This is a genomic window from Novipirellula artificiosorum (assembly GCF_007860135.1).
Classification (GTDB): Bacteria; Planctomycetota; Planctomycetia; order Pirellulales; family Pirellulaceae; genus Novipirellula_A; species Novipirellula_A artificiosorum.
The window spans coordinates 47921-71675 of record NZ_SJPV01000002.1 but is presented as its reverse complement, the minus strand read 5'-3'; the positions used below and the strand labels follow the sequence as shown (position 1 = coordinate 71675).

Here is a 23755-nt window from a genome sequence, read left to right as displayed (position 1 = left end):
CTCCTCACGTCACGAGTCCAGCCAAAGTCGCTCCGCTGACGAGTGCCAACAGCACCACCGACAGCAGATAAAGGCCAGCCAAGGTTAAACCGCCCACGAACTCCAATTCGAATGTCGCCACGGCAATCACCGCACCGATCCCCAACATGATGCAAAAGAAGATGCCAAAGGTCGTGTAGGACATCTCGGCGGCCTGATCGAGCTCCAAAACATACGAGGGGACGAAGGCATAGACCAGCCAGACGCAAGCCAAAAGGGCCGCACCGATCAGGACCCGGTTGCGAAGCTCAGCCCCTCGGTAGGGCTCGAGTTCCGAATCGTAGACAAACGAATACCCGGCCCAGACCAACGGGGGTGCCAACGCGATCACACCAAGGACCTTCGCCCAATCGGGGGGGCCCTCTTCGCCGCCAAGCATTCGGAACGCAATCGCAATGGCGAACACACCGACGACCGCGGCGATGGTCAAAATTAGCCCCTTACGCGTGACATCGGTTTCGGTTCGTTTGATCGGAACCAAAACGCTCTGGCCGCTGCGATCTTTGGGGGCATCGTCAGGGTGTTCATGGATGACGACCTCCTCGTTTTTGTCCGGAACCGTTATGGTGTTCTTGCAACTTGGGCAAGGGCCTTTCTTACCAGCGAACTTCTCGCTGACTTGAAAACGCTTAAAGCATTTGGGACAGGTGACTTGGATCGGCATGAATCAGAATCAAGAAAGACAGGAGCGAGTGGATCAAGGGCCGCTGGGTTCGAAAGTGGCGCGGTCGCAGCTCGAAAGTATAGCGAATTTACCGGCCGCGCACGTGGTGTTGTACCAGCCAGAAATCGCTCAGAATACCGGAAACATTGGCCGCACCTGCGTGGCCGTCGGCGCCAAGTTGTGGATCGTTCGTCCAGCGGCCTTTCGCCTTGACGACAAACGACTTCGCCGAGCGGGACTCGATTATTGGCAGCACCTGATGCTCGCCGACGCGGTCAATTGGGCCGATTTAGTCCGCCAACTCGCGCCGCGGCGTTTCTTCTACTTCTCTCGCTTCGCAACCCGCACGATTTGGGACGCGTCGTTTGAAAAAGAAGATGTGCTGGTCTTTGGTAGCGAATCTTCAGGTTTGCCCCGTTCGATCCTCACCCAAGATCAACCGAATGCCTTGCGAATTCCGATGGCTGACAAAGTGAGAAGTTTGAACCTCGCAACCAGCGTAGGAGTCGCACTGTATGAACACCAGCGTCAAACCCTGGGAAAATGAATCAGGGCGACATCCGCCCGAAAGGCGGATCGCATCCCAAACCACGCGGATTACTGGTCGCGGATATCGGCCGTGAGCAGCGCTTTCGCAGTGATTGACCGAGGCCCCGATGTCTTGATGACAACCGGTTTGCGCTGCGATCCGGTCGCGTCGACCGCCGTAAAGGTCGTTTCGAGCAGGAATGTCTTCTGCGGTGCCGTTGGCTTTTCGAAGTCACATTCCCAACCTTCGCACTCGATCGATTCGATCATGATCGGTTCCTGGCTGCGAATGACCAATCGCTTGACAATCGGCTGCCCCAGTTTTACACCCCCGAGAGCGATCGATTGCGGCGAAATGTTGAGCAGACTCTCGACTTGGCCCGCCACGCGAAGCGGCACGCGAGGCATGGAGTGATCATTCGTGATCACGATAATTTCGTCCTGGAAGTAGCCTTCTGGGGCGTCTTCGCGAACGGTCACTCCGATCTGATAGTCGACGCGTCCACTTCCCCGGCTGATTTGCTTGAACGACGGCATCAGCCAGCTGTGGTTGCTGACAACATCCACCACTTGCCAATCATTGCGTCCCGCATACATCACCGTCGATTGCTGGGTCGCCGTGTCGCCTTGGTTGAGTTTTCCAAACCCAATCTCGCCCGGGTGAAACACCATATCGCTGCGAATGTATCCATTGACCACCAACCGAGCTTCGGCATAGAACGGCTTGTCAATCACCACCGTCAACGTCGCGCCACGCTTGCCGCGGAACGTGCCGGTATTGAAACGAGCCATAACCGATCCGGTTTCCCCAGGGGCTACGTATTCCGTTTCGACGATTCCCGTCGTGCATCCGCAACTCGTTCGGACGGTTTGAATGTGCATCGGCTGCGAGTACGGGTTCTTGACCGGAAATCGAAATTCCGTCTTCGCCGCGACCGCGACGGTGCCGAATTCATGCGACTTGATCGGAAATACCGAGTCGCTCCAATCTGCGGCAACGGCGGAACCGACGACGCTGAGCATCGCGGCTACTTGGAAAAAGGATCGCATTAAGGTTATGGACATTCGTATCTACCCGAGAGGTTGCCGCGTTACTTCATCGAAGATTGGTGAGTGGGAGGCGAACTCGAGCTGTGGCCCAATCGAAACGCGGCATCGATTGGTCCGACCCTCTCCTTCAAGTTAGCGGTCATTTTCCATCAGGCAAGGCAAACCCATCCGTTCGGGGGATCATTTGATGCAAATAAACCCTGACGGTTACAGGCGTTACGGTTATCTGGAATAGCTGGGAAGCCTAGGTGTAATAAGAGGACTTCTTTGCTATTCGGTGAACGGGTTGCTCGTGACACCGCCGCCATGAAAATCGTCTGGTTTGTCTCCCTGCAGATACTCCGTGAACAGGTTGTCTTTGTGGTATTCCTTGAACTTGCCGGCGCCTCCGTTGGGCATGCCTGCTTCGATCCCGCCAAGGAGATAGCACCCCCCATAGTGGAAGGCAGCTAAGGATGCAGCAACGAGGACGACAGCAGCGATCATGTATTTCATAGGATTTCAGCCCATCGGAGAGTCATGGATGCCTGAAGAGTCGGAGGCGTTCGACAGGCGGTGTCAAAGTCTAGCTCATCCTTTGCGGTGAGCGAAAAAGGACGAAGCCCACAGAACCGACGACAACGAGGCAAACAGCCCGCGGGATCATCCCAGGCGACGCTCGTGCCTGGCGTGGAGGAGTTTTTCGAGGTGTGGCTAACGAAAAAAGGCGAGGCGAGTCTCCCGAAAGAGTCTCACCCCGCCTCGATTCAATTTTTGCATACGTCCTACGGACTTGAGTCCAGCGCGACCCAAGTCGCGACAGTCATCAGACCGTGATTAGCATCCGCATGCAGGAGCAGCAACTTCGCAGCCACAAGTAGGTTCTGCGTCGCAACCACATGCTGGTGCAGCGTCGCATCCGCAGCTGTTGAGCTTGCAACCGCTGAAGATCTTGCGAAGCATGCCACGGATCGGGCCTTCGCTTGGGCAGCAAGGAGCAGCTTCGCAGCCACATCCACACGGTGCAGCTTCGCCACATCCGCAATCGCCCATGTCCGATGCCGAAGAAACCGAACCACAGCAAGGAGCTGGGCAGCATACTTCGACAGGAACTTGCTTGCAGATCACTCGTGGAACGCACTTGGTAACCGTGTAAGGTTCGCAAACCTTACGGCACTTAGCAACCTTCACGATCTTCGTGAAGCATTCTTTGCGGCAAGTGGTTTCGCAAACGGTCTTGGTGCGGCATTCAGGAACCATGACACATACTTTGTAGCAAACTTCCTTGGTGCGGCATTCGGGAACCATTTTGCAGGTCGTGTAGCTGCAGGTCTTCGTACGTGGCTCGCAGACGTAGCTGCAAGTCGTGTAGCAAACTTCCTTGCTTCGGCATTCAGGAACCATCTTGCAGGTCGTGTAGTTGCAAGTCTTTTGACGTTGTTCGCAAACCATGTTGCAAACCTTGTAGCAGACTTCCTTCGTACGGCATTCTGGGACCATTTTGCAGGTCGTCCAGCATACTTCCTTCGATCGGCATTCTGGAACCATCTTGCAGACGGTGTAGTTGCAAACCTTGGTGCGGCATTCCGGAACCTTACGGCAAACGGTGTAAGGTACTTCACGAGTGCGGCATTCGCGGACGTACTTCGTGCAGCAAACTTCCTTCGTTTCGCAGGTAGGAACCCAGACTTTCTTGCAGATCGTCGTTGGGCAACCTTGGACGCACTCGGTGCGGCAGCAGCCGGGAGTGTAGACGCACTTGCATGTGCAAGGATCGTAAGTCCAAGTGCCTGGTTCGCGAACGGTTCGCTTCATCATTCGGCCAGGAACTTCTTCCGTTACCGTTTCCCAGTGTCCACCCTTGACTTGGATCGTCTTGGTGTACTGCTGAGGAACCACAACGCTGTAGGTTTCCGTACGAACTTTCTCTTCCTTCACGGTGTTGTAAACCGTGTAGTTGATCGTGCGTGACTTTTGCTCGGTCACAGGAACCATGACGGTGTAGTTCACGGTTTTGCTGTGGTTTTCACGCACAGGATTCATGACCGTGTAGTTGATCGTCTTGGTGCGAGTTTCCCACACTGGCTTTTTGACGGTGTAGTTGATCACCTTTTGGTGAGTCTCGTAAACCGGCTTCATGACCGTGTAGTTGATCGTCTTGGTGTGCTGCTGATAAACAGGCTTACGCACGGTGTAATTGATCACGCGTTGGTGCGTTTCTTGAACGGGCTTCATGACCGTGTAGTTGATCGTCTTCGTACGAGTTTCGTACGTGGGGACGTTCACGGTGTACTGCACTTCGCGAGTTGTAGTTTCAGGAACCATTCGGGTTCCCGTCACTTCTTTGTCTTCGTAGTAAACTTCGTTTCGCGTACGATAACGAGTTTCTTGTACTTGTTCGTAAACCGTTTCTTGCACATTGCGCATCACGGTGTACGATCCGCCGGCGACAGCTCCGCCGTCAACAATGGCTCCGCCATCTGAGACAACGCCGCCTTCAACGACTGAACTACCACATCCGCCACAGCCTTCATAGCTCACGGCGCCGCAACAAGCAGCGCTGGCGGAGTTAACCCCGAATACGATCGACAAGACCGTCATCGTAGGTAACAAAAACCTTTTCATCTTTTCTTTCTCCACTGGAATCAACACGGGTGTTGCTAGGACGCAGCTTTCCAAAGCCACCGGAGCACCCGCCCCTCGGCTTGGCACCGACAATTCGCTCACTTCCTTGCTATCCAAGGTCGCTTCCGAATCGATTGACAACCAACACACAAACGCATTTCGTCATGTTGGAACTTAAATCGATTGCGTTGACCTGAAAAACAAGGCAAACAAATTGCGATGCACTGACTACATCGACTACGAACAAAGGGTTGAACACGTAAAGAAGACCGCCAAGGCAAAACAACCGGTTTGCCTTGACGTATTGAGACGACGGTTCACAGCTTAACGATCGTAGCGATTTTAATGCGCTGGGGAGCCTCCGAGGCGGACGTTCGCTCCGCACGGGAATTCGAGACACCGATTCCGTCGATCGGATTGTCCGTTTTCTGCAGGTTCTAAGACCATCAAAACGGATTCGGTGATGCCGGGGCATTCCGTTTCGCCCGAGACTCTGGCTCCCTTCTCCTCCGATTTTGACGTCGTGCAGTTGATAAGTCGTAACGACTGCAGTGTTTCGGTATCCAACCACCCCTGCCCGCGCAGCGGGTGGCCTGACGAATCGGTGGGGGTTTGGAGACCGATGGATAGTATCACCGATTCGAAAGGGGTCGTAGGGAGCAAGTCAATTGGGTGCCAAGAAACCCTCTCCCTCGCTGCGCTCGACCTCCCCCAAAGGGCTCGTTGTACCACATAACTCCTGCGTTTTGCATGCATTGACGGGTTGGTTTTGTGTGCAACTCCACTGGACTTTTTGCTGGACGCCGCGAATTATCCTCAATTGAGGATCCGCGTTGGTGCTGCCAGGTCGGCTATCTCACCCAAACACCGCGAAAAACGGGGCGAAAACGAAAAACGCCCGCCTGCCCATAACAGGCAGCGGGCGTTAACCGGTTCGCGAGTGTTTTCGCGATTTTCAAAATAGCTCCCCCGAGAGGACTCGAACCTCTGACAAGGCGGTTAACAGCCGCCTGCTCTACCAACTGAGCTACAGGGGATCCTTAACGCTTCAACTCGCTTCCGCTTGCTGAAGTTTTTGAGAATTTACTTGAGGCCGTCGCTCCTCGCAAGGGGAACCTTGGGCTTCCGAAAAAGGATCTGACGACATTACGCCGGAATTCGCCGATTGCGCCTATTGTAAGGAGTTTTCCTGCTGGTTCGCCGAGTTAACCGCCGCACTGCTCGGGTGGGAAATCTTCCCTACGTTTGATCATTGTGATTTGGTTCCCGGTGTCGTTGAAACTGATCTCGCTCATGATCTCACAGATCAACAGAACGCCTCGGCCACCAGGAACTTCCAATAATTCCTGTTGCCTTGGATCTGGAATCGCCGCAGGGTCGAAGCCATTTCCTTGATCGGTGATGCGAATACAAACCTCCTGCTCTTTGCATGACATTTCAACCTCGACGGTCTTGTCGCTGCAGTGCCGGTTGCCGTGCCGAATTGCATTGACGATCGCTTCTTCATAGGCCAATTGCACGCGAAAAAGATCCGTCGCTGGCCATTTTCGCTCCAACATCGCGTCAACCAATTCGTGTGCCAAAGCGCTGCCCACCGACGTATCACTCGGGATCGTACGACGCAAGGTCCACGCTGGGACGTTCTTAGCTCGCATGAGTAACGGCTCTTCTACACTCGGGGCGGTTCGCGAGAAGGCTGCGATTGTACGGCGAAACCCTTTTCATTTGGACCTCCTTGACAACAATCTCTGCCCTTTAAGTGCTACCAGTCGCAATCCGAAAAGATGGGACCGCGATCAGTCGTCTAGAGATCAAGGCTCCGCTCAGATGACTTCGAACATGCGTTCCAATCGCGTGAGCATGAAGACTTCGCGAACAACCGATTGCACGTTCGTCAGAACCAGACGAACACCGCTCTTCTTTGCGTGGAGATTGATCTCGATCAACTCGTTTAACCCGACACTACTCACCCAGCTAACTTCGGCCAAGTCCAAATTCAACGTTAACGCTGGCTTGCCGACCTGTTTCGGTTCGCCCGACCGCTGGGGTTCGGGGGCAACCTGCGACTCGATCCATTGAGACACGTGCCGGGAAAACTGACCTGCAGTTGTCACCCCATTCAACTGTTGGGCGGAGCACGAGACGGTTTGCCCGGGCTTTCTATCGGATGTCCGAATTGCTTTCAAATCAGCCATTCAAGCTCGCGCCCCCCCCTGTACCAACGGCCACTTTCCAGCCACCGCAAATCTGTCCACTCCGAACCACTCGTACTCCGCCGCAGCTCAATTTTCGGGAAGGGCCGTTTCCTACCGGCCACACTCTCAAGTAATTTGGCCGGTGGGAACCGGCCCTACTTCGAACGCCTACTCGCAATTCAAGCTGAGTCGGAATACTAGGTTAACGCCACTCTGCTATGCTATCAATAGCCTGGCTGGACAGCACCGCTTCTCTCTTCCTACATGCTCGAAGCGCAAGCGAGTCAATCGCTTACGTCAAAACCCACTCGCTTGCGATTCGTGCTTGTATTGGTAGCGTTTCCGCTCCAAAGTGGCGCTGTCCAGCTAGTTGTGCGTCAAAATTTAATTTTCGGGTTGTTAAGGGGTCAGGAGTCAATTGCCGCCAGCGGCCCTTTGGGTGCTTCGCACAATTGACTCCTGACCCCTTAACCCTACGACGTGAAAAACACCTCGGTGGCGTTTCCCCCCCAGAAACTCTAGCGGGACATTGGGGGGAGCGTTTCTTTCCGCGCCGTTTCAGCGGCTTCCTCGATTGACTACAATCCCTATGCTGGCGCCAATTCCGCAATGATCGGACGATTCTTGTTTTCGTGCAACGATTCGCTAGCGAGCGGTCGCTCGTCTGGCTGTGGTTTGGCCGCCCACCGAAGTTGCCGCGGTGACCGATCCGTGAACCTCGACACTTATTGACCGATATGAACGTTGCCTCACTACTCGAAAAGCGACGCGTCCAATGGACCGAATTGGAATCGCTGTGCGATGCGATGGAAAGCCGTGGACGGACCGAAAAGGCGGGCGGTGCGCATCACCGCGGCGCAGAGGGTGTCGCTCGGTTTTCAACGCTCTATCGGGCCGCATGTGCTGATTTGGCTCTCGCAGACGCCTACCAATTGCCGCCGAATACCGTGACGTATTTGCATCAGTTGGTCGCGCGGGCCCACAACCAACTTTACCGTGCAAGAAAATTTGAGCCGACGCGATGGATTGACACGATCTTTCACGATGCGCCGCAGCAGATTTTCGCCGACCCGTGTGTAAGAGCGGCCACACTGATTTTCTTTGGATTGTTCACTTTGTCGATGTTCCTCGGATACAACGAAGAACGGTTTCCAGGGTTCGCGCAATCGATGGTTGGCGCCACGGCCCTTGAGCAAATCGAGGATATGTACGAGAAGCCGATTTCCAAATCGCTAGACCACTACATTCAGATGGCTGGTTTCTATATCAAACACAACACCGGTATTGGGTTGCAGTGCTTTGCATTTGGCATCCTGATCATCCCCTGTGTCTTTATCCTTGCCTACAATGCAATTTCGCTGGGCACCATGTTTGGTTACATGGCTCGCCCGGACGTTGTTGGTGGAGACAATTTCTTTCATTTTGTCACTGCACATGGCCCCTTTGAGTTGACGGCGATTGCGTTATCGGCCGCCGCGGGACTTCGGCTTGGCCTGGGTCTTTTCTGTACCGGAGGATTGACTCGGTACGACTCGGTTCGTCAGAGTGCCGCGAAAGCCGTCCCCGTCATGGGGGCGTCGGTCGTGCTTTTTGTACTCGCCGCAATCACGGAAGGATTTCTATCGCCTAGTCCTGCACCTTACGTGTTCAAGGCCCTTTGGGCGATCATGTCGAGCGGTTTGATCAGTTTCTATTTCGTTGTTCTTGGCTTCCCCTCCTCCCAAGCACCGAGTGACTACTTCCGCAAGCAGCGTGGAGGCGTAGCGGATGCAGCTTGATCGCACGCACGTCGTCATCCGTAGACGGACGCTCGCCGAGATTGGCGATTTGTCATTGGTGATGTTGCGCCGCTATCCGCAAGCCCTACTGATTGGTTTCTTTCTCGGCGCGTTTCCCTGGGCCGTTCTGAATGCAATCTTGCTGTGGTGGATCCCCTTCGGCGAGGCCGAGTTTGGACTGACCGATGACGAAGCCTTGGCGGAGATTTGGCGATACTTGTGTTGGATGTCGCTGTTGGTGGTCTTGCAGGCGCCGGCTGCGGGTGTTGCGACAACGTTGTATTTGGGCCAGGCGGTGTTTGAGAGTCAACCGACCTGGGGAAGCGTCTTTCAGGAAACAAAGCGTCATTTTTTGCGATGGTTTTGGGCGCTGGCCGTCGTTCGCTTAGCCGTTCCGGCGATGGTGCTTTGTGCCCTTCGTTATTCCCTACCGGCGCAGGCGGGGTTTGACGTGATGGTTCCCTTCCTGCTGCTCATCAGTTTGGCGATTTTTCGCAGCAGCCGGCCGTTCTTGCCAGAAATACTGCTGCTGGAACAGTGCCCGCTGCGAAGTTCCTCTGCTGCGGTCATCACAGCCCGTCGCCGCAGCAAGTCGCTGCACCAGCCGTTGGCGAGCGATCTTGGGGGGCGATTTCTAGCGATCTCGTTCGTGTTGTTTTGGCTATTCCTCAGCGTACTCTACACACTGCTTTGGGCGCGCGGCATCGCGCTGGGCCAATGGGACTGGGACCTCTTCTTTTTGTTGTTTCTGTTTCCCGCGGCGCTTTGGATCATCGCAGGAGTCAGCGTGGTGATTCGGTTGCTGAACTATTTGGACACGCGTATCCGCCTGGAAGGTTGGGAAGTTGAGTTGGCGGTCCGCGCCGAGGCGATGCGGCAATTTGGCGATGAAGCAGGATTGATTATGATGCCAGGAACAAAGCGAAGTGGAAAAGCCATTTTGCCTGGCCGTGACACGTCAAATGCGAATGCAGGAGGCGTTTTGCCGTGAATTGCAAATCGTGGTTGTCACCAAGCATCGAGCAAGAAACAAACGTCGCCTTTCGCTCCGCAAACGTAACGATGTTACATGCTTTCGCAAAGCAAGAGACGACAATCAAGCCCCGCATGATGCGAATGCTGCTGATGCTAACGCTGCTGAACCTCTGCTTGCCATCCATTGCCGCTTCGCAAGACGCGAGCCTCGATGTTCCGCCCGATACCGAGAACGTTTCGTTGCCATCAACCCCATGGTACGATGCACAAGATCAGGTGTTGATTCCGGTGGAGTTGAAGTCGTCGATCGACGACACAGAAAACCGCGATAGTCGCTGGCTGCCAAAAGCCAAGCGACTGGTAAAGCCGCCAGACCCCGTCAAGAGCAATTCCGCCGGAAACAGTGGGAGCGGTTGGTTTGGAACGGAGTTATCGATTGGCAACCTATTTGGTTGGTTCTTGCTGGTGATGATCGTTGTGTCGGCGGTCGGTGGATTGGTCTATGCACTGTCGAAGACTGAAATCGACTTGAGTGCCAAGTCGCAGACGAAGGCGCAACTTGGTCCCCAATCACCCGATGACCAAACGATCGAACGGATGAAGCATTTGCCGGCTGAGCTTCGGCGCACGGACGTTAATTTAAAATCGGAAGCCGAGCGTTTGATGATGCTCGGGCACTTTGATCAGGCGATTATTTTGTTGTTTGCACATCAATTGCTGCTGCTCGACCGAGCAGGGATTCTGCGGCTCAATCGTGGCAAGACGAACGGCAAGTATGTTCGGGAAACGCGGGCGGTCGATTCGGAATTGGGGACAAGGCTCAACGAGACAACCGATGCGTTTGAGCGATCCTATTTTGGTCGGCATTCGATTACCGCATCAGAATTTGAACGGTTGTGGACACAGAACGCCTTGGTGGAACAAGTTGTCCAGACGCATCACGAGGTGCCGGCATGAACTCTGCGAAGCTGATCGTCTGCCTCGTGATTCTTGTTGCTGCGGCTGGCTGCAACCGGTTGTCGACTGAATATGGTCACTCCTCAGGTGTCCAAGGGCGTCAAAGCTTGAATGGCTTTGGTGCACTGCGTGAGACCTTTGTTCAAGCCGGCTTGAACGATCGCGATATTCGTCGATTGACGCAGCGAGTTGAACGATGCGACATCATCGTTTGGACCCCCGAGTACCTGACGAGCATCCAATCGGATGCAACCCGTTGGTTTGACCGTTGGCTGAGGCGAGGCGGACACACGCTGGTGTTTGTGATCCCCGACAGTGGCAGCGAAACCGATTATTGGCTGCAGGCAAGTCGATTGGCGTCTGCCGAGCAGCGGCTTGAATACCGAAGGCGGGCTGCGCGCAGTATCAATCAACGCATGCAATGGCGACTCAACCGCACAACGATGCCAACCAACGGATGGTTTGTCAGCGAGCCGCTGGTTCAGCGTCGCGGGTTTTCCAAAACAGACGGCCCCTGGGCTCGCGGCGCTCTCTCGCAGCTCGAGGGCGAGACAAAGAAGGAAATTGAATTCCGTCTGAAACCGTTTGTGCGAGAGGATCCGCAAGCAAGCGGCGCCACTTCCACCGCGACGGTGCCCATCCCAGCAAATACCTCCGACCTGGGGCCGACGGGGCCGGGTTCACCAACTTACCTTTTTCCTGGCGCAGCGACACCGACAAGCACGGACGTGGATTTCGTCTCCCTGGTTCAATCGGAATCGGGTTTGCCGATTGTGGCGAAGATCGAATCCGCGAAGTGGAAGGACTCAAAAATCATTGTCATCGCTGGCGGTTCGCTGGTGACCAACTTTGCCATGACCGATCCTTTCTCGGCCGCTTTGACAGCGAAGATTGTTCAGTCCTCGCTCGCATCGAATCCACCAGATGGCCGAGTCGGATTCATTAGTGCGGCACCCACCAGTTTGCCGGTCAGCGAGCCGGACGCGAGTGTCCCCAAGGCGAGCGGGATGGAGCTACTCACGACTTGGCCGATCAGCTTGGTAACGATTCACGCGGTGCTGCTCGGGTTGGTGATCTGTTTGATGTTGCTGCCCTCACTCGGCCGTCCCAAACGCGTTCGATATAGCGTGCAGGGTGATTTTGGCGATCATCTCGATGCGGTCGCTTCGCTGATGAACCGTGCGGGTGGCGAAGACTATGCGAGAAGCCGCATCCGCGAATACATGCGACAAATTCATGGCGAAACAACTGTCTCTGCGACGGCGACGAAGCAGGATACAATGGCACCTCAAGTGACTTACAACACATCGACCGACCACTCCGACCCTAGAACGAAACCTTGAACAGTCCGCAACCCAATCCCGATCCGCAACCTGCGGGTGACCCTCCTTCCGTGCCCCCTTTGGCTAACGACGCGCCGACCGATCCCGCGTCTGTCGCCGGCCAACCGTTGGTTGGTGAAGTGATCGAAGTCGAAACGGTGGCCGACGAGTCAGCAGCCGCAACGACCGTCCGTCCTACGACGAATCGAATGGCTCCGGTAAAGCTCTTGTACGAACGGATCGCATCGGAAGTCGGCAAGCTCTTTGTTGGACAAGATGAATTGGTGCTCGGCACACTGACCGCATTGTTCGCAGGCGGACATGTGTTGATCGAATCGGTGCCGGGGCTGGGCAAGACGTTGTTCGTTCGCGCGCTCGGGCAAACACTCGGTTGCGAATTCGGCCGAATCCAGTTCACCGCCGACCTGATGCCATCGGATATTACCGGCGCGCCGGTCTATGACATGCAGCGGAGTGAGTTCCGGTTTCGGCCAGGGCCGGTTTTCACACAATTGTTGTTGGCAGACGAGATTAACCGGTCTCCTGCAAAGACTCATGCCGCGCTGCTGGAAATCATGCAGGAGTACCGAGTCACCGTTGATGGGACGAGCCACCGTGTACCGCGACCGTTCTTGGTTTTAGCGACACAGAATCCGCTTGAGAGCGAAGGGACTTACAATTTGCCCGAAGCACAATTGGATCGATTCATGTTCAAGCTGCGGGTCGACTATCCCACGTCGGATCAGGAAGCGGAGATTTTGAAGATGCACAGCCTGCAAGTCGATTTGAACCAACGGCTGCGTGACGAGATCCAAAAAACAACCCATCCAGAACAGATCCTTGAAGCGATGCAGTTGTGTGGCCAAGTTTTGGTTGAAGAGAGCTTGGTCGACTACATCAATAAGATCGTTCGCGCGACACGAACCTGGCCAGCGTTCCACATCGGGGCGTCGCCGCGAGCGGGAATTGCCTTGATGCAATCTGCCCGGACGCTGGCGGCGTTTTCTGGGCGTGACTACGCCGTTCCGGACGATGTGGTTGAAATTGCACTGCCGGCACTACGCCACCGCGTCCAATTGACCGCAGAGGCGGAGATCGAAGGCCGCTCTGCGGACGAAGAATTGCAATCGTTGATTCGCGGCGTGGAAGTGCCCCGGGACTGATCACTTCGTATAGAAGTCCAACACTCGGACTTTGTCGAGTACGGGCTTCAACACTTCGACAAAGGCGCCGTGGTCGGGATGGGGCAAGTATTTGGCTCGCCCGGCATCGTCGTCAAACGTGACCATGAAGCAGTGCGTGAATCCGTCGTCGTGAGTTTCCGGGCTGTTGTTGGTGCCCCATTCAAAATCGGTAATCGAGTCAATCTTTGCTGGAAGTGCCGCGAAGGCTTGTTCGACGGCTTTGATCCCTTCCGCCGGTGCATCGTCTTTGAACTTGAAGAACACCGCGTGTCGCAGCGTTTTTTTCTCGGCGGTATCCTCGCTTGCGTCGCCCCAGTAGTCGACGACGAACACATCCTTCATGTGAGGTCCGAGAACCTTTCCAAAGGCTTTGTGAGCGGGGTGTGGAAGGTATTTCGCACGGCCCGCTTCATCCTTGAACGTTAGCAGGAAGCAATGTGTAAATCCGTCGTTAAGACCTTCCGGGCTGTTATTCACGCCGCAAGCAAAATCCGTGATGGTGTCGATCTTGGTTGGCAACGCCTTGAAGGCGTCGACGACCTTCTCGATGTCGGCCTCCGTCGCCTCATCGTTAAACGCGAAAAAAACGGCATGGCGAAGCACTCGAGTCTCCTTTTCGGCTGCGGTTGGCGCGGACGGGCTGGCGGAAGCATTGGGCGTGGAAACGCAACAGGTCACCAAGGCAACACAAAGCAGTTGTGCAAGTTTCAGTTTCATCAAGGAAGGCTCTCGAGGGGGAGTGGAAGCTACGAACAACGTTTCTAAGAGAATAGCAGATTTGGTTGGCGGAGTGCGTCCGTGCCACCTTGACGCAAAGTGGCGAAGAAAAGAGAACGTGATGGTTCTCGTTTGCCAATTGCCCACGGCCTTCATTTTGCCATGGCTCACTCCCTCCAAACGCGGAGACACTCATGAACGCTACCGATTCCACTTCGTTTGCCGATCGTCTTGCCGATGCGGTTGGCCGAACCCGCTCGGTCACCTGTGTGGGCTTGGATCCGCGACTCGATCAATTGCCGCGCGCGATCGCTCAACTCGCCGACGGCGGTTCTCCCGATGCGAAGGCGGCTGCCTACACTCAGTTTTGCCGAGAGATTATCGATGTGGTGAAGGATCGCGTTCCGATCGTCAAGCCTCAAGCAGCTTTCTTCGAGCAACTCGGGCCAGCGGGCATGATCGCGCTCGGCGATGTGATCCGCTACGCCTCCGAATCGGGGCTGCTGGTGATCACCGATGCAAAACGCAATGACATTGGTAGTACGGCAACAGCATATGCTCAGGCCTACCTTGGGACGGGTGACGCCAGCCCCTGGGGGAGCGACTCGCTGACGATCAGCCCCTATTTGGGACGCGACAGTCTCGAGCCCTTTGTTGAAGTTTGCGACCGAAGGGCGAGCGGGGTTTTCGTGTTGGTTAAAACGTCGAACCCGGGGGGCGGGCTGCTGCAAGATCGGGTTACGGATGGCCAGACCGTTTACGGTCGGGTGGCTGAATTGGTGAGTGAGTTGAACCAGGGCCGGATCGGCGCGAGTGGCTATGGGCCTGTGGGGGCGGTGGTGGGGGCAACCTACCCCGAGCAATTGGCGGAAATGCGGGCTGCGATGCCGAACAGTTGGATCCTGATCCCTGGCTTCGGCGCTCAAGGGGGAAGTGCCGCGGATGTTTTGGCCGGTTTCGATTCTGAGGGCAGTGGGGCGATTGTGAATAACTCGCGGAATCTCATTTTCGCCTATCGCCGCGAGCCGTTTGTGCAGAAATATGGCGATGCTCGCTGGCAGGATGCCGTTTCGGAGGCGACCGACGAGATGAATCAGCTCCTTTTGCAGCGTTTTTCGCGGTAGAGGCGGCGGAGGACTTTCGCAAATCGAGACAATTCGCTATCTTTCGCCGTCTGTTCGCTCACAAACGAGTTGTTGAGCCGGCGTTGGAGAGATCGACAACGCAGAAACCACGAAAAATCACGCTAGCGGATATTTTTTAATGGGTAACAAAGTCAAAACCCACAAAGGAACGAAAAAGCGTTTCCGTTTGTCGGCCAAAGGTAAAGCGATGCACCGTTCGAGCGGAACGAGTCACTTGGCCAAGGGTCTTAGCAAGAAACGCCGACGTAACCTTCGTGGCACCACATCGCTCGATGCTTGCATGGAGCCCACGATCCACGCTGCGTTAAACGGCTACAGTAACTAATTCGGAGTTCCGTCATTCGCCTGCGACGACTCCGTTTTCGATTCATTGCAGAACTCAGGGTGGGTTCTGCTTTTCACTCCTTTTGAAAGTCGATTCCGAAACCCATTCGGCTGGGCAGAAACATCGGTGGCATGGACCACCGGGGCCTGAACCGATGGATCCTATCGCGTCGATCCAAATCCCTTTTATCACCGGAAGCATTTCCCATGCGTACCACCAAAGGTGCCGCTCGTCGGCAATCCAAAAAGCGTCTGTTCAAGCGAGCCAAAGGCTTTCGTGGCGGACGGAGCAAGCTGACTCGAACCGTCAAAGAGACGTTGCTTCGCAGCGGCGCGTACGCCTTCCGTGATCGTCGAGTCCGCAAACGGGATTTCCGCCGGCTTTGGATTGTCCGCATCAATGCGGCTTGTCGAGAACACGGCATCCGATACAGCGAATTCATCTTTGGACTCAACAAGGCTGGCATCGAATTGGATCGAAAAACGCTCTCGGAAATGGCGATCCACGATAAGGAAGGCTTCAAGCAGGTTTGCGAGAAGGTAAAGGAAGCCCTGGCGGCGTAAGGCCGAGGTCCCGCTAATTTGATCCGACGGGACGGCAGCAAATCATGTCACTTGAGTCATTCCTATCGACCCTTGACGAACTCGAGCAAGAGGCGTTGGCTGCGTTTGATGCTGCCAGTGACGCCGGCGCGCTCGAGGAATCGCGTGTTCGCTTCCTCGGTGCCAAGAAGGGTGCGCTGAAAGACGTTCAAAAGCAGATGGGCGGCATCGATCCGAGCGATCGTAAAGCTGCCGGTATGCGGTTGAACGAATTCAAGTCAAAGGTCCAAGCGGCGTTCGAAACTTCCCAATCCATACTGGGAGGTGGAGGCGAAGCGGGGATTGACCCCAGCTTTGATGCAACGCTGCCTGGAATTCAGCCAAACATCGGCCACATCCATCCGATCACGCAGACGATCAATCATTTGATGGAGATCATGGGACGGATGGGCTTTGAAGCGGCCGAAGGCCCCGAAGTGGAGGATCCTTGGCACAACTTCGTAGCACTAAACATTCCAGAGGATCATCCCGCTCGCGATCCGCTCGATAATTTTTACCTTGCGACCGCCTCGGCGACTTCGGATCGTGCAATCGAGGGCGAGCAATTGTTGCGGAGCCAGACGAGCACGGTACAGATTCGCGTGATGGAACGACGCCAGCCGCCGATCCGAGTGATCTCCCTTGGACGTGTTTATCGACCCGACGATCCCGATGCGACCCACTTTCCGATGTTTCATCAGATGGAAGGTCTGTATGTCGACGAGCACGTCACGATGGCGAATCTGAAGACCGTGTTGCGGGTGTTTGCGACCAATTACCTTGGCGGCGACGTTCAGATTCGATTCCGTCCGTCGTTTTTCCCCTTCACCGAACCGAGCGTTGAAGTCGACTTCCTTTGGAACGACCAATGGATCGAGTTTGGTGGCGCTGGGATGGTGGATCCCGCGGTGTTCGAAGCGGTTGGCTACGATCCTGAAACGGTTAGCGGATTCGCGTTCGGGTTGGGCGTTGAGCGGTTGTGCATGCGACGCCACGGGATCACCGATATCCGTGATCTGTACAGCGGAGACTTAAGGTTTTTGCGGCAGTTCTAGCGGGCCTTCCTGCAAGGGGTGGCTTTCGCTCATGCTCTGAGTGGTTTGTCACCGCTAAGAATTGGGGCAGGACGGACTTCCAGTCAACAAATGACGGACAGGAAGTCCGTTCCACCAATTCGCGACAACCCTCAAACGAAGGTGTGATAGACCGCTAGCGGACCGTCAGCATAAAATTTTATGGCAGTGGATTTCGCCAAAAATCCGTTACTCAAATGCTCTTAGGGACTTCTGATGAAGTCCACTACGTCCCAACTCGCAGTTTAAACCTTGACGGTCCACTATCGAACAACCAGCTGCGTGAGAATTTCGACTCGGTTCGTTTCTTTCACGAAGGGGTTGCGACCTACATCGAACGTCGTTTTTTTAGCGATCCGAGTTTGGCGGCTCAACGATTGGCGGCCGCAGTGCTGATGCGCCGTGAGGACGCCAACTTTGACCGATTGGTCGACAACGATCGACTTCGTCAGGAACACGAACCGATGTTGGTGTATGAGCTAGGAGAGGTGTTTGCAGCAGCAATCGTACGTAAGTTTGGCGATGAATCGATAGGCAAACTTGCTCGCACGTTTGCCAACAAGCAGCACAGCGAAGGGCTCAACGGTGTCGCACTTTGGCGTTCGGTTTTCCAGGCTTCGGGTTACTCGCTGAACGAAGCGGTCGACGAACACTATCAACTGCTGGGCGAGGCTGCGGAACTTCACGCGGAGACGACGGAGCTGCTTGTTGAGCTGCACCCCGTTGTCGAGCAAGAGGGAGACACGATCCGGTTATCCGTTGATGTCACGCCCCCCGACGGATGGAAGGTCGTTGTTCGATTCCGTGCTTCGCGTTCGGCGGCGGACGATGAGTGCTGGCAACAGACGCTGAAAAACGGGTTTGTGGTGACGTTGGCAAATCGATTCGTTTCGCGGACCGCTTGGTATCTAGTCGGATACCAAAAGGATGAAAAATCGCCTATTTTTCAGTCTTGGCAATCTGTTCGTTTTTAACAAACCGCCCGAAACCTTCCGCTACAACCTCCACGAGAAAGTACCCTCATGCCTGCTGTTCTTGCCATTGCCGCTCATCCAGATGACATTGAGTTTTACATGGCCGGTGCCCTGCTGCAACTCGGACTTCGCGGCTGGGATCTGCACTACGTCAATCTCTGTGATGGGTCTCGCGGATCGACCACGATGGACCGTTTCACATGCGCTAAAACCCGTTTGCAAGAGGCCAAGAACGCATGCGATGTTCTGGGGGCGACGTTTTACGACCCGATCTATCCCGACATGGAAGCGAGCTACACCACGGCGAATCTTCGCAAAGTGGCTGCGATTGTGCGAACGGCAAAACCAAAGATTGTCTTGACCCATTCGCCGGTTGACTACATGGAAGACCACGAAACAGCTTGCCGGTTGGCGGTCAGTGCCGCCTTTGCTCACGGGATGCCAAATTTTGAAAGCGACCCGGAAACAAGCGTCTACATGGATCCGGTGACGGTCTATCATGCTCAACCGGTCGGGCTGCACACGCCGCTTGGCGAATTCGTCGAACCTCATATGTACCTTGATGAAAAGGAGGTGATCGAGCGGAAAGTGGACGCCTTGGCCTGCCATGCGAGCCAACGAGAGTGGCTCGATGAGAGCCAGGGGCTCGACAGCTATCTGCAAACGCTGCGTGATTTGAGTGTTGAGATGGGCCGGCGGAGCGGAAAATTCGCCTATGCGGAAGGGTGGCGGCGGCGTCAGCATTGGGGGTTTTGTGGCCCCGAGGACGATCCATTGCGTGACGCTTTAGCAGATATTCTCGTGGACACGCGAAAAAGTTAGGTCCATTTGGCAAGCAAATCACACCGGTATTGCAGATGCGTAGACGTTTGAATTGCGCATTGAACGCGGATGGGGTTATTTCCTTTGCTTGACCGCGCCGCTATCGTTTTAGAAACTCTCCTCACCACAATTCTGTCCTTCACTTTGGAGCGAACAAAAAAATCATGGCTTACACACTGCCTGCACTCCCCTATGCCTACGACGCCTTGGCACCTCACATTGACGCTCAAACGATGGAAATCCATCACACGAAGCATCATCAAGCCTACATCAGCAAAGTCAACGATGCGATCGCCGGAAGCGCCGTCGAAGGCAAGTCGATCGAGGATTTGATCTCGGACCTGTCCGCGGTACCCGAAGGCAAGCGCGGTGCGGTCCGCAATAACGGTGGCGGACACGCAAATCACTCGCTGTTCTGGACCGTGATGGGAGCGGGCAAAGGAGGGGCTCCATCGGGTGACCTCGCCGCCGCAATCGATAAGGCGTTTGGATCGTTTGATGCGATGAAAGAGCAATTCGCGAATGCCGGTGCAACTCGTTTTGGTAGCGGTTGGGCATGGTTAGTTGTTGAAAATGGCGAGTTGAAGGTTGGCAGCACTGCGAATCAAGATAGCCCGCTGATGGGGAAAGAGATCGCCGGAATTGGCGGAACGCCCATTCTTGGACTTGATGTCTGGGAGCACGCCTATTATTTGAATTACCAAAACCGACGTCCCGATTACATTTCGGCCTTCTGGAATGTCGTCGATTGGGATGCCGTATCCGACCGCTGCAAGGCTGCGATGTAGTTCGAAAACCGGCTCCCCGCCTAAATTGGGCGAGATACAAAGCCGATGCGTTGACGAGTCCACAATCAGGGCACTCGCAGCGGGTCGGTTTTTTTGTTGCCTATTCGCTGCAATCGGACCGGTTCCTCCGAACAATCGCGCTGAAATGCATGTCAAATTGGTAGGATGCCGAAACAGGGCATTTTGCGACGAACCATCATGATCGGCATGGCCGGACTTCGTCGTGCGTACGTTAATATTCCAGGGGGTTCGGACGATTTGTTAGGTGTTGGCAACTCATGCGAATGCAAAGAAATTCGTTCGCTCTGCGTCTGTGCCCACCATCCTTTGACAAATCGACCCAGAGAACGGATTTCTCTCGGTTCAGACAACTTTTGATCCCATCCCACATCAGCACCTCGAGGGCACCATGCTCGTCCTTTCCCGACACCGCGACGAAAGTATCATGATTGGCGACGATGTTGTCGTCACCATTGTGGATATACGAGGTGATAAGGTTCGCTTAGGTATCGAAGCACCGCAATCGATTCCGGTTCATCGCCAGGAAGTCTACGACGCTATTCAACGCGAAAACCGTAAAGCTTCGCAAACAGGCCCCGCCGCGACCAAGGACGTTCGTCCCAACAAGGGGCAGTAGGCGCGGCGGTTTGGGTGGCCAATCCTAAGATGGATCCCTGACAAGATGGATCCCTGACAAAGCGACAGATCGCTCTGAACGGTTCGATCGTTCCAGAGCGGTAGAGAGAAACAGGACGACCCGTTTGGGGCGTCCTCGGCATCCAACTGGATCCAGAATGCCAAACGTCCTATTCCTGTCCCCTCGCAATTGGGGGACGCAAGGAGTATCTGAGGGACGCAAGGACCGAGAAGCCGAGGGCAAATTCGCATCGGATGCATGGATGCAGTACCGATGTACACAACCGACGCAGCGGATCTTCACCCCGCTCTTCTCTGGACACGACGTCCTTCTGCTTTCGAGACGACGCACCGAGTGGACCGTCAAGGTTAAAACTGCCAATTGGGACGTAGTGGGCTTCGCCAGAAGTCCCTAAGAACCTTTGAGTTACGGATTTCTGGCGAAATCCACTACCCCAAAATTGAATGCTGACGGTCCACTAGCACGATGCCACCTTGCTGTGGCGCTCCCTTGCCGCGTTATCGCTGCTGCTTGGTGCTGCAGCAACCGGTTCTTTAATCAGAACGACGCCAACCTGCCAATCCTCCCCCCCGCCGGATGTGGCGAAAACTACACGGAGCAGGCAAGGAATTCCGATTATAAGCTTCCTGACGAATCTGGCGTGCCCAATCCGGAGAAGCAGCATAAATTTCCAGCAGTTCTTGTGACTGCGCATGGATGGTGACCGATGTTACTACAGACGAATAAGCCTACCAATTCACTGAAGCGACCGACGTTCGGCCGCGTCATTCGGGCAGCGTCTGTTTCGCCGGTCCGTCGCGGCCGGATCCAAATTTCAATTAGCGATTCGCCGCACAAAAAAAGGTTTATAGAGCCATGACAAGAATTAACACTAACGTTTCGTCACTTGTTGCACAAAACCGTTTGAACCAAAGCAACAACGATTTGCAAACCGCACTGACACGTTTGAGCACCGGTCTCCGGATCAACAGCGGTAAAGACGACCCTGCAGGTTTGATTGCGAGTGAAGCACTGAGAAGTGAAATCACCGGCATGAACAAAGCGATCAGCAATACAAACCGTGCCAACCAGATCATCACGACTGCCGACAGTGCCCTTGGCCAAGTCAGCTCGCTTCTGAGCGATGTTCGTGGCTTGGTGGTTGAAGCCGCCAATACGGGTGCCTTGAGTGCTGACGAAATCGCGGCGAACCAATTGCAGGTGGACTCGTCGCTCGAAGCGATCAACCGGATTGCTCAAACGACCACGTTCCAAGGCCGAAAACTTCTTGACGGCGGCTTGGACTTTATCACCAAGGGCGGAACGAACGCGGCCAACATCAAGACGATGCAAATTGACCAAGCCAACCTTGGTGCGACCGGCAGCGTTGATGTTCAAATCGATATCCAAGCCGCTGCCACGCAAGCAGCCGTCGACGTCGGTGGTTTTGAAGCGAACGTGACCGGTGTTGCCTCGACAGGTGACATCGCGATCGGAGCGGACGCTGGAGCAACTGCTGCGACGGCCACCTTGACGATTGCTGCGGCTCCACCTGCAACGGCTGCCAGTGGAACTGTCTCGATCGGTGCAGATACCTTGACATTCGACGCGGACGCGGCTGGTCTCGCCGGTAATATCGACGTGGTCTTTACCGATGCGGGCGGTGGAGGTACCACAGCCGCCAGCATAAATGGATCGGGGCAGTTGGAAATCGCCTACGATGTCACTGCGGGCGAATCTACGGCAAACATCCAATCCGTCGTGAACACTGCTGCTCTTGGCTTCACGGTCTCTGGAGCAGGTGCAGCTTCGACGACCGGTGGTGTCGCAGCAACCGGGACCACGCTATCCGGTGGTGCAGACATTGGCACGGCGACGACCATCGACATCACCGCTGCGGACGGTGCCGCTGGAAACGTGGCAGTAACCTTCCTTGACGCTGGTGCAAGTGGTGCGACGACTGCTGCCATCAACGCCACGACCGGCGCGATCGAAGTCTCCTATGACTTCGCGGCTGCGACGGCTGCTTCCGCGATCCAGACTGCAATTGATGGATTGACCGATTTTTCAGCAACGCTGACCGGAACCGGCTCAACGACCGGCGGCACGCCTGCAACCGATGGCGCCTTGACGGGTGGTGCAGACACGACGACTGCGGCAACCATTTCGGTCACTGCGGATGACACCGGTGTCGCTGGCGATGTCGCTGTTACGTTTGTCGATGGCGGAGCCTCTTCGGCAACGAGTGCTGCAATCAATTCAACGACCGGCGCGATCGAAGTCACCTACGATTTTGCCGCTGCAACTGCCGCAGCGGACATTCAAACTGCGATTGATGGCCTTGACGGCTTCTCGGCCACGCTCACCGGATCAGGAAATACGATTGCGGGAACGGGAGCAACCGACGGCGCATTGGCCGGCGGTGTGGATACCAGCGGCGGCGTGAAGGAAGATGCTGTCTTTGAGTTGGCCGGTACCAATGGATCGGAAGTCTTCAACGTTTCCAAGGGAACTTCGCTTGACCAATTGGTCGCGCAAATCAACTTGGTATCGGATGCAACGGGCATCACCGCTGCCGCAGACGGGGAAGACCTGCAACTTCGCAGCTCTGCATACGGTAGTGACAGTCTGGTTGACCTTCGTGTCATCTCAGAGGGGACTGGCGGCAACTTTGGTGCGGGTGCCCGCGAAGTTGGAACCGACGTCAAAGCAACCATTAATGGTCGCGAAGCGAACAGCACGGGGAACCAAATTTCGCTCAACACCGCGACTTTGGACCTTTCGCTCGAATTGGCTGCCGATCAAACGGATTCGTCAAGCTTCACGATCACCGGTGGTGGGGCCCTGTTCCAACTCGGTGCCGACGTGGTCAGTAACCAACAAGCTCGGATCGGTATTGGATCCGTAAGTGCGGCTCGATTAGGTGGATCGGCTGGTAAGTTGTTCCAACTCGGCAGCGGTGGTTCCGCTTCACTTTCAACCGACCCGAACCAAGCCGCCGAAATCGTAACCGAAGCGATCAACCAAGTAACGAGCCTTCGCGGTCGACTGGGTGCATTCCAAGCAACGACGCTGGAAAGCAACATGGTCAGCTTGAAGGACACGGTTGCCAACCTTCAGGAAGCGGAAAGTTCGATCCGTGACGCGGACTTCGCGCAAGAATCGGCAGCACTCACTCGGGCTCAAATTCTGGTTCAATCGGGTACGAATGTATTGTCGATGGCCAATCAGAATCCACAAAACGTCCTCTCCTTGCTTCGATAATCTCGGCAGCAATTGACAGGACGATCATTTGATAGCACTCGGCCGGCCCGGATTTATCTTGGCCGGCCGTTTGCGTAGATTCGTTTTTGTGAACCTAACCGGACCAGATTGACGATTAAAACGAATAGGGCTG

The 23755-nt window shown here is 55.2% G+C and carries 22 protein-coding genes and 1 tRNA gene; 15 read left to right on the top strand and 8 right to left on the bottom strand.

The annotated features are described in order from the left end of the window. Positions 1 to 4: 4 nt before the first annotated feature. The gene (locus Poly41_RS06085) at positions 5 to 703 is read right to left on the bottom strand and encodes a hypothetical protein (protein ID WP_146525060.1); all 699 of its coding nucleotides are present in this window, start codon (positions 701 to 703) and stop codon (positions 5 to 7) included. Here Poly41_RS06085 and Poly41_RS06080 point away from each other — a divergent pair. Further along, positions 702 to 1250, top strand: coding sequence for a tRNA (cytidine(34)-2'-O)-methyltransferase (locus tag Poly41_RS06080; protein WP_146525059.1), 549 nt, complete (start codon positions 702 to 704; stop codon positions 1248 to 1250). The genes Poly41_RS06085 and Poly41_RS06080 overlap by 2 nt on opposite strands. Positions 1251 to 1300: 50 nt before the next feature. Here the strand turns inward: Poly41_RS06080 and Poly41_RS06075 are convergent, their stop codons facing one another. The 6 genes from Poly41_RS06075 to Poly41_RS06050 all read right to left on the bottom strand — a co-directional run bounded on the left by Poly41_RS06075 (position 1301) and on the right by Poly41_RS06050 (position 6999). Next, positions 1301 to 2296 carry a DUF1573 domain-containing protein gene (locus Poly41_RS06075; protein WP_231615450.1) on the bottom strand — a complete coding sequence of 332 codons (996 nt, stop codon included), beginning with the start codon at positions 2294 to 2296 and terminating at the stop codon, positions 1301 to 1303. 255 nt (positions 2297 to 2551) lie between these two features. Further along, positions 2552 to 2776 (bottom strand): hypothetical protein, encoded by a 225-nt coding sequence (locus Poly41_RS06070; protein WP_146525058.1) that lies wholly within the window; start codon positions 2774 to 2776, stop codon positions 2552 to 2554. Positions 2777 to 3097: 321 nt separating this feature from the next. After that, a complete protein-coding gene (locus tag Poly41_RS06065; protein ID WP_146525057.1) occupies positions 3098 to 4885 on the bottom strand; it encodes a hypothetical protein in 1788 nt (595 codons plus the stop codon). A 964-nt stretch (positions 4886 to 5849) separates the two neighbouring features. Continuing rightward, positions 5850 to 5922 (bottom strand) — tRNA-Asn (locus Poly41_RS06060). 168 nt (positions 5923 to 6090) lie between these two features. Then, positions 6091 to 6540 carry an ATP-binding protein gene (locus Poly41_RS06055; protein ID WP_146525056.1) on the bottom strand — a complete coding sequence of 150 codons (450 nt, stop codon included), beginning with the start codon at positions 6538 to 6540 and terminating at the stop codon, positions 6091 to 6093. 168 nt (positions 6541 to 6708) lie between these two features. After that, positions 6709 to 6999: an STAS domain-containing protein gene (locus Poly41_RS06050; protein ID WP_197231106.1), complete on the bottom strand. Its 291-nt coding sequence runs from the start codon at positions 6997 to 6999 to the stop codon at positions 6709 to 6711. An 818-nt stretch (positions 7000 to 7817) separates the two neighbouring features. Here Poly41_RS06050 and Poly41_RS06045 point away from each other — a divergent pair. From Poly41_RS06045 to Poly41_RS06025, 5 genes are all read left to right on the top strand, one after another. Beyond that, positions 7818 to 8858 (top strand): stage II sporulation protein M, encoded by a 1041-nt coding sequence (locus tag Poly41_RS06045; protein WP_146525054.1) that lies wholly within the window; start codon positions 7818 to 7820, stop codon positions 8856 to 8858. After that, positions 8848 to 9849 carry a hypothetical protein gene (locus Poly41_RS06040; protein ID WP_146525053.1) on the top strand — a complete coding sequence of 334 codons (1002 nt, stop codon included), beginning with the start codon at positions 8848 to 8850 and terminating at the stop codon, positions 9847 to 9849. Before Poly41_RS06045 ends, Poly41_RS06040 begins: the two co-directional genes overlap by 11 nt. 71 nt (positions 9850 to 9920) lie before the next feature. After that, complete coding sequence (locus Poly41_RS06035) at positions 9921 to 10790, top strand: DUF4129 domain-containing protein (RefSeq protein WP_146525052.1); 870 nt, start codon at positions 9921 to 9923, stop codon at positions 10788 to 10790. Beyond that, a complete protein-coding gene (locus Poly41_RS06030; protein WP_146525051.1) occupies positions 10787 to 12133 on the top strand; it encodes a hypothetical protein in 1347 nt (448 codons plus the stop codon). Before Poly41_RS06035 ends, Poly41_RS06030 begins: the two co-directional genes overlap by 4 nt. Next, positions 12130 to 13275 carry an AAA family ATPase gene (locus tag Poly41_RS06025; protein ID WP_197231105.1) on the top strand — a complete coding sequence of 382 codons (1146 nt, stop codon included), beginning with the start codon at positions 12130 to 12132 and terminating at the stop codon, positions 13273 to 13275. Before Poly41_RS06030 ends, Poly41_RS06025 begins: the two co-directional genes overlap by 4 nt. Here the strand turns inward: Poly41_RS06025 and Poly41_RS34775 are convergent, their stop codons facing one another. Beyond that, on the bottom strand, positions 13276 to 14013 hold the full coding sequence (locus Poly41_RS34775) for a Dabb family protein (protein WP_231615449.1): 738 nt from the start codon (positions 14011 to 14013) through the stop codon (positions 13276 to 13278). Positions 14014 to 14207: 194 nt separating this feature from the next. Between Poly41_RS34775 and pyrF the strand changes: the two genes are divergently transcribed. From pyrF to Poly41_RS05975, 9 genes are all read left to right on the top strand, one after another. Beyond that, positions 14208 to 15137, top strand: coding sequence for an orotidine-5'-phosphate decarboxylase (gene pyrF, locus Poly41_RS06015; RefSeq protein WP_146525050.1), 930 nt, complete (start codon positions 14208 to 14210; stop codon positions 15135 to 15137). Positions 15138 to 15276: 139 nt separating this feature from the next. Continuing rightward, a complete protein-coding gene (rpmI, locus tag Poly41_RS06010) occupies positions 15277 to 15483 on the top strand; it encodes a 50S ribosomal protein L35 (protein WP_146525049.1) in 207 nt (68 codons plus the stop codon). A gap of 206 nt (positions 15484 to 15689) precedes the next feature. Then, positions 15690 to 16046: a 50S ribosomal protein L20 gene (gene rplT / locus Poly41_RS06005; RefSeq protein ID WP_146525048.1), complete on the top strand. Its 357-nt coding sequence runs from the start codon at positions 15690 to 15692 to the stop codon at positions 16044 to 16046. A gap of 44 nt (positions 16047 to 16090) precedes the next feature. Next, positions 16091 to 17119 (top strand): phenylalanine--tRNA ligase subunit alpha, encoded by a 1029-nt coding sequence (pheS, locus tag Poly41_RS06000; RefSeq protein ID WP_146525047.1) that lies wholly within the window; start codon positions 16091 to 16093, stop codon positions 17117 to 17119. Positions 17120 to 17334: 215 nt separating this feature from the next. Continuing rightward, a complete protein-coding gene (locus tag Poly41_RS05995) occupies positions 17335 to 18111 on the top strand; it encodes a hypothetical protein (protein ID WP_146525046.1) in 777 nt (258 codons plus the stop codon). Positions 18112 to 18159: 48 nt separating this feature from the next. Beyond that, positions 18160 to 18933 (top strand): PIG-L deacetylase family protein, encoded by a 774-nt coding sequence (locus tag Poly41_RS05990; RefSeq protein WP_146525045.1) that lies wholly within the window; start codon positions 18160 to 18162, stop codon positions 18931 to 18933. Between the two features lie 164 nt (positions 18934 to 19097). Continuing rightward, positions 19098 to 19721 carry a superoxide dismutase gene (locus tag Poly41_RS05985; protein WP_146525044.1) on the top strand — a complete coding sequence of 208 codons (624 nt, stop codon included), beginning with the start codon at positions 19098 to 19100 and terminating at the stop codon, positions 19719 to 19721. Between the two features lie 409 nt (positions 19722 to 20130). After that, positions 20131 to 20358, top strand: coding sequence for a carbon storage regulator CsrA (gene csrA, locus Poly41_RS05980; RefSeq protein ID WP_146525043.1), 228 nt, complete (start codon positions 20131 to 20133; stop codon positions 20356 to 20358). Between the two features lie 876 nt (positions 20359 to 21234). Then, complete coding sequence (locus Poly41_RS05975) at positions 21235 to 23622, top strand: flagellin N-terminal helical domain-containing protein (RefSeq protein ID WP_146525042.1); 2388 nt, start codon at positions 21235 to 21237, stop codon at positions 23620 to 23622. Positions 23623 to 23755 lie beyond the last annotated feature (133 nt).

Excerpts from the sequence above, each read along its gene's own strand:
- rplT (WP_146525048.1), top strand. The coding sequence starts at position 15,690 with ATGCGTACCACCAAAGGTGCCGCTCGTCGGCAATCCAAAAAGCGTCTG.
- Poly41_RS05975 (WP_146525042.1), top strand. The coding sequence starts at position 21,235 with ATGACAAGAATTAACACTAACGTTTCGTCACTTGTTGCACAAAACCGT.
- Poly41_RS06055 (WP_146525056.1), bottom strand. The coding sequence starts at position 6,540 with ATGCGAGCTAAGAACGTCCCAGCGTGGACCTTGCGTCGTACGATCCCG.
- Poly41_RS05990 (WP_146525045.1), top strand. The coding sequence starts at position 18,160 with ATGCCTGCTGTTCTTGCCATTGCCGCTCATCCAGATGACATTGAGTTT.
- Poly41_RS05985 (WP_146525044.1), top strand. The coding sequence starts at position 19,098 with ATGGCTTACACACTGCCTGCACTCCCCTATGCCTACGACGCCTTGGCA.
- Poly41_RS06035 (WP_146525052.1), top strand. The coding sequence starts at position 9,921 with ATGTTACATGCTTTCGCAAAGCAAGAGACGACAATCAAGCCCCGCATG.
- Poly41_RS06080 (WP_146525059.1), top strand. The coding sequence starts at position 702 with ATGAATCAGAATCAAGAAAGACAGGAGCGAGTGGATCAAGGGCCGCTG.
- pheS (WP_146525047.1), top strand. The coding sequence starts at position 16,091 with ATGTCACTTGAGTCATTCCTATCGACCCTTGACGAACTCGAGCAAGAG.
- Poly41_RS06070 (WP_146525058.1), bottom strand. The coding sequence starts at position 2,776 with ATGAAATACATGATCGCTGCTGTCGTCCTCGTTGCTGCATCCTTAGCT.
- csrA (WP_146525043.1), top strand. The coding sequence starts at position 20,131 with ATGCTCGTCCTTTCCCGACACCGCGACGAAAGTATCATGATTGGCGAC.
- Poly41_RS06075 (WP_231615450.1), bottom strand. The coding sequence starts at position 2,296 with ATGTCCATAACCTTAATGCGATCCTTTTTCCAAGTAGCCGCGATGCTC.
- Poly41_RS06040 (WP_146525053.1), top strand. The coding sequence starts at position 8,848 with ATGCAGCTTGATCGCACGCACGTCGTCATCCGTAGACGGACGCTCGCC.
- rpmI (WP_146525049.1), top strand. The coding sequence starts at position 15,277 with ATGGGTAACAAAGTCAAAACCCACAAAGGAACGAAAAAGCGTTTCCGT.
- Poly41_RS06030 (WP_146525051.1), top strand. The coding sequence starts at position 10,787 with ATGAACTCTGCGAAGCTGATCGTCTGCCTCGTGATTCTTGTTGCTGCG.
- Poly41_RS06085 (WP_146525060.1), bottom strand. The coding sequence starts at position 703 with ATGCCGATCCAAGTCACCTGTCCCAAATGCTTTAAGCGTTTTCAAGTC.
- Poly41_RS06065 (WP_146525057.1), bottom strand. The coding sequence starts at position 4,885 with ATGAAAAGGTTTTTGTTACCTACGATGACGGTCTTGTCGATCGTATTC.
- Poly41_RS06045 (WP_146525054.1), top strand. The coding sequence starts at position 7,818 with ATGAACGTTGCCTCACTACTCGAAAAGCGACGCGTCCAATGGACCGAA.
- pyrF (WP_146525050.1), top strand. The coding sequence starts at position 14,208 with ATGAACGCTACCGATTCCACTTCGTTTGCCGATCGTCTTGCCGATGCG.
- Poly41_RS05995 (WP_146525046.1), top strand. The coding sequence starts at position 17,335 with ATGCTCTTAGGGACTTCTGATGAAGTCCACTACGTCCCAACTCGCAGT.
- Poly41_RS34775 (WP_231615449.1), bottom strand. The coding sequence starts at position 14,013 with ATGAAACTGAAACTTGCACAACTGCTTTGTGTTGCCTTGGTGACCTGT.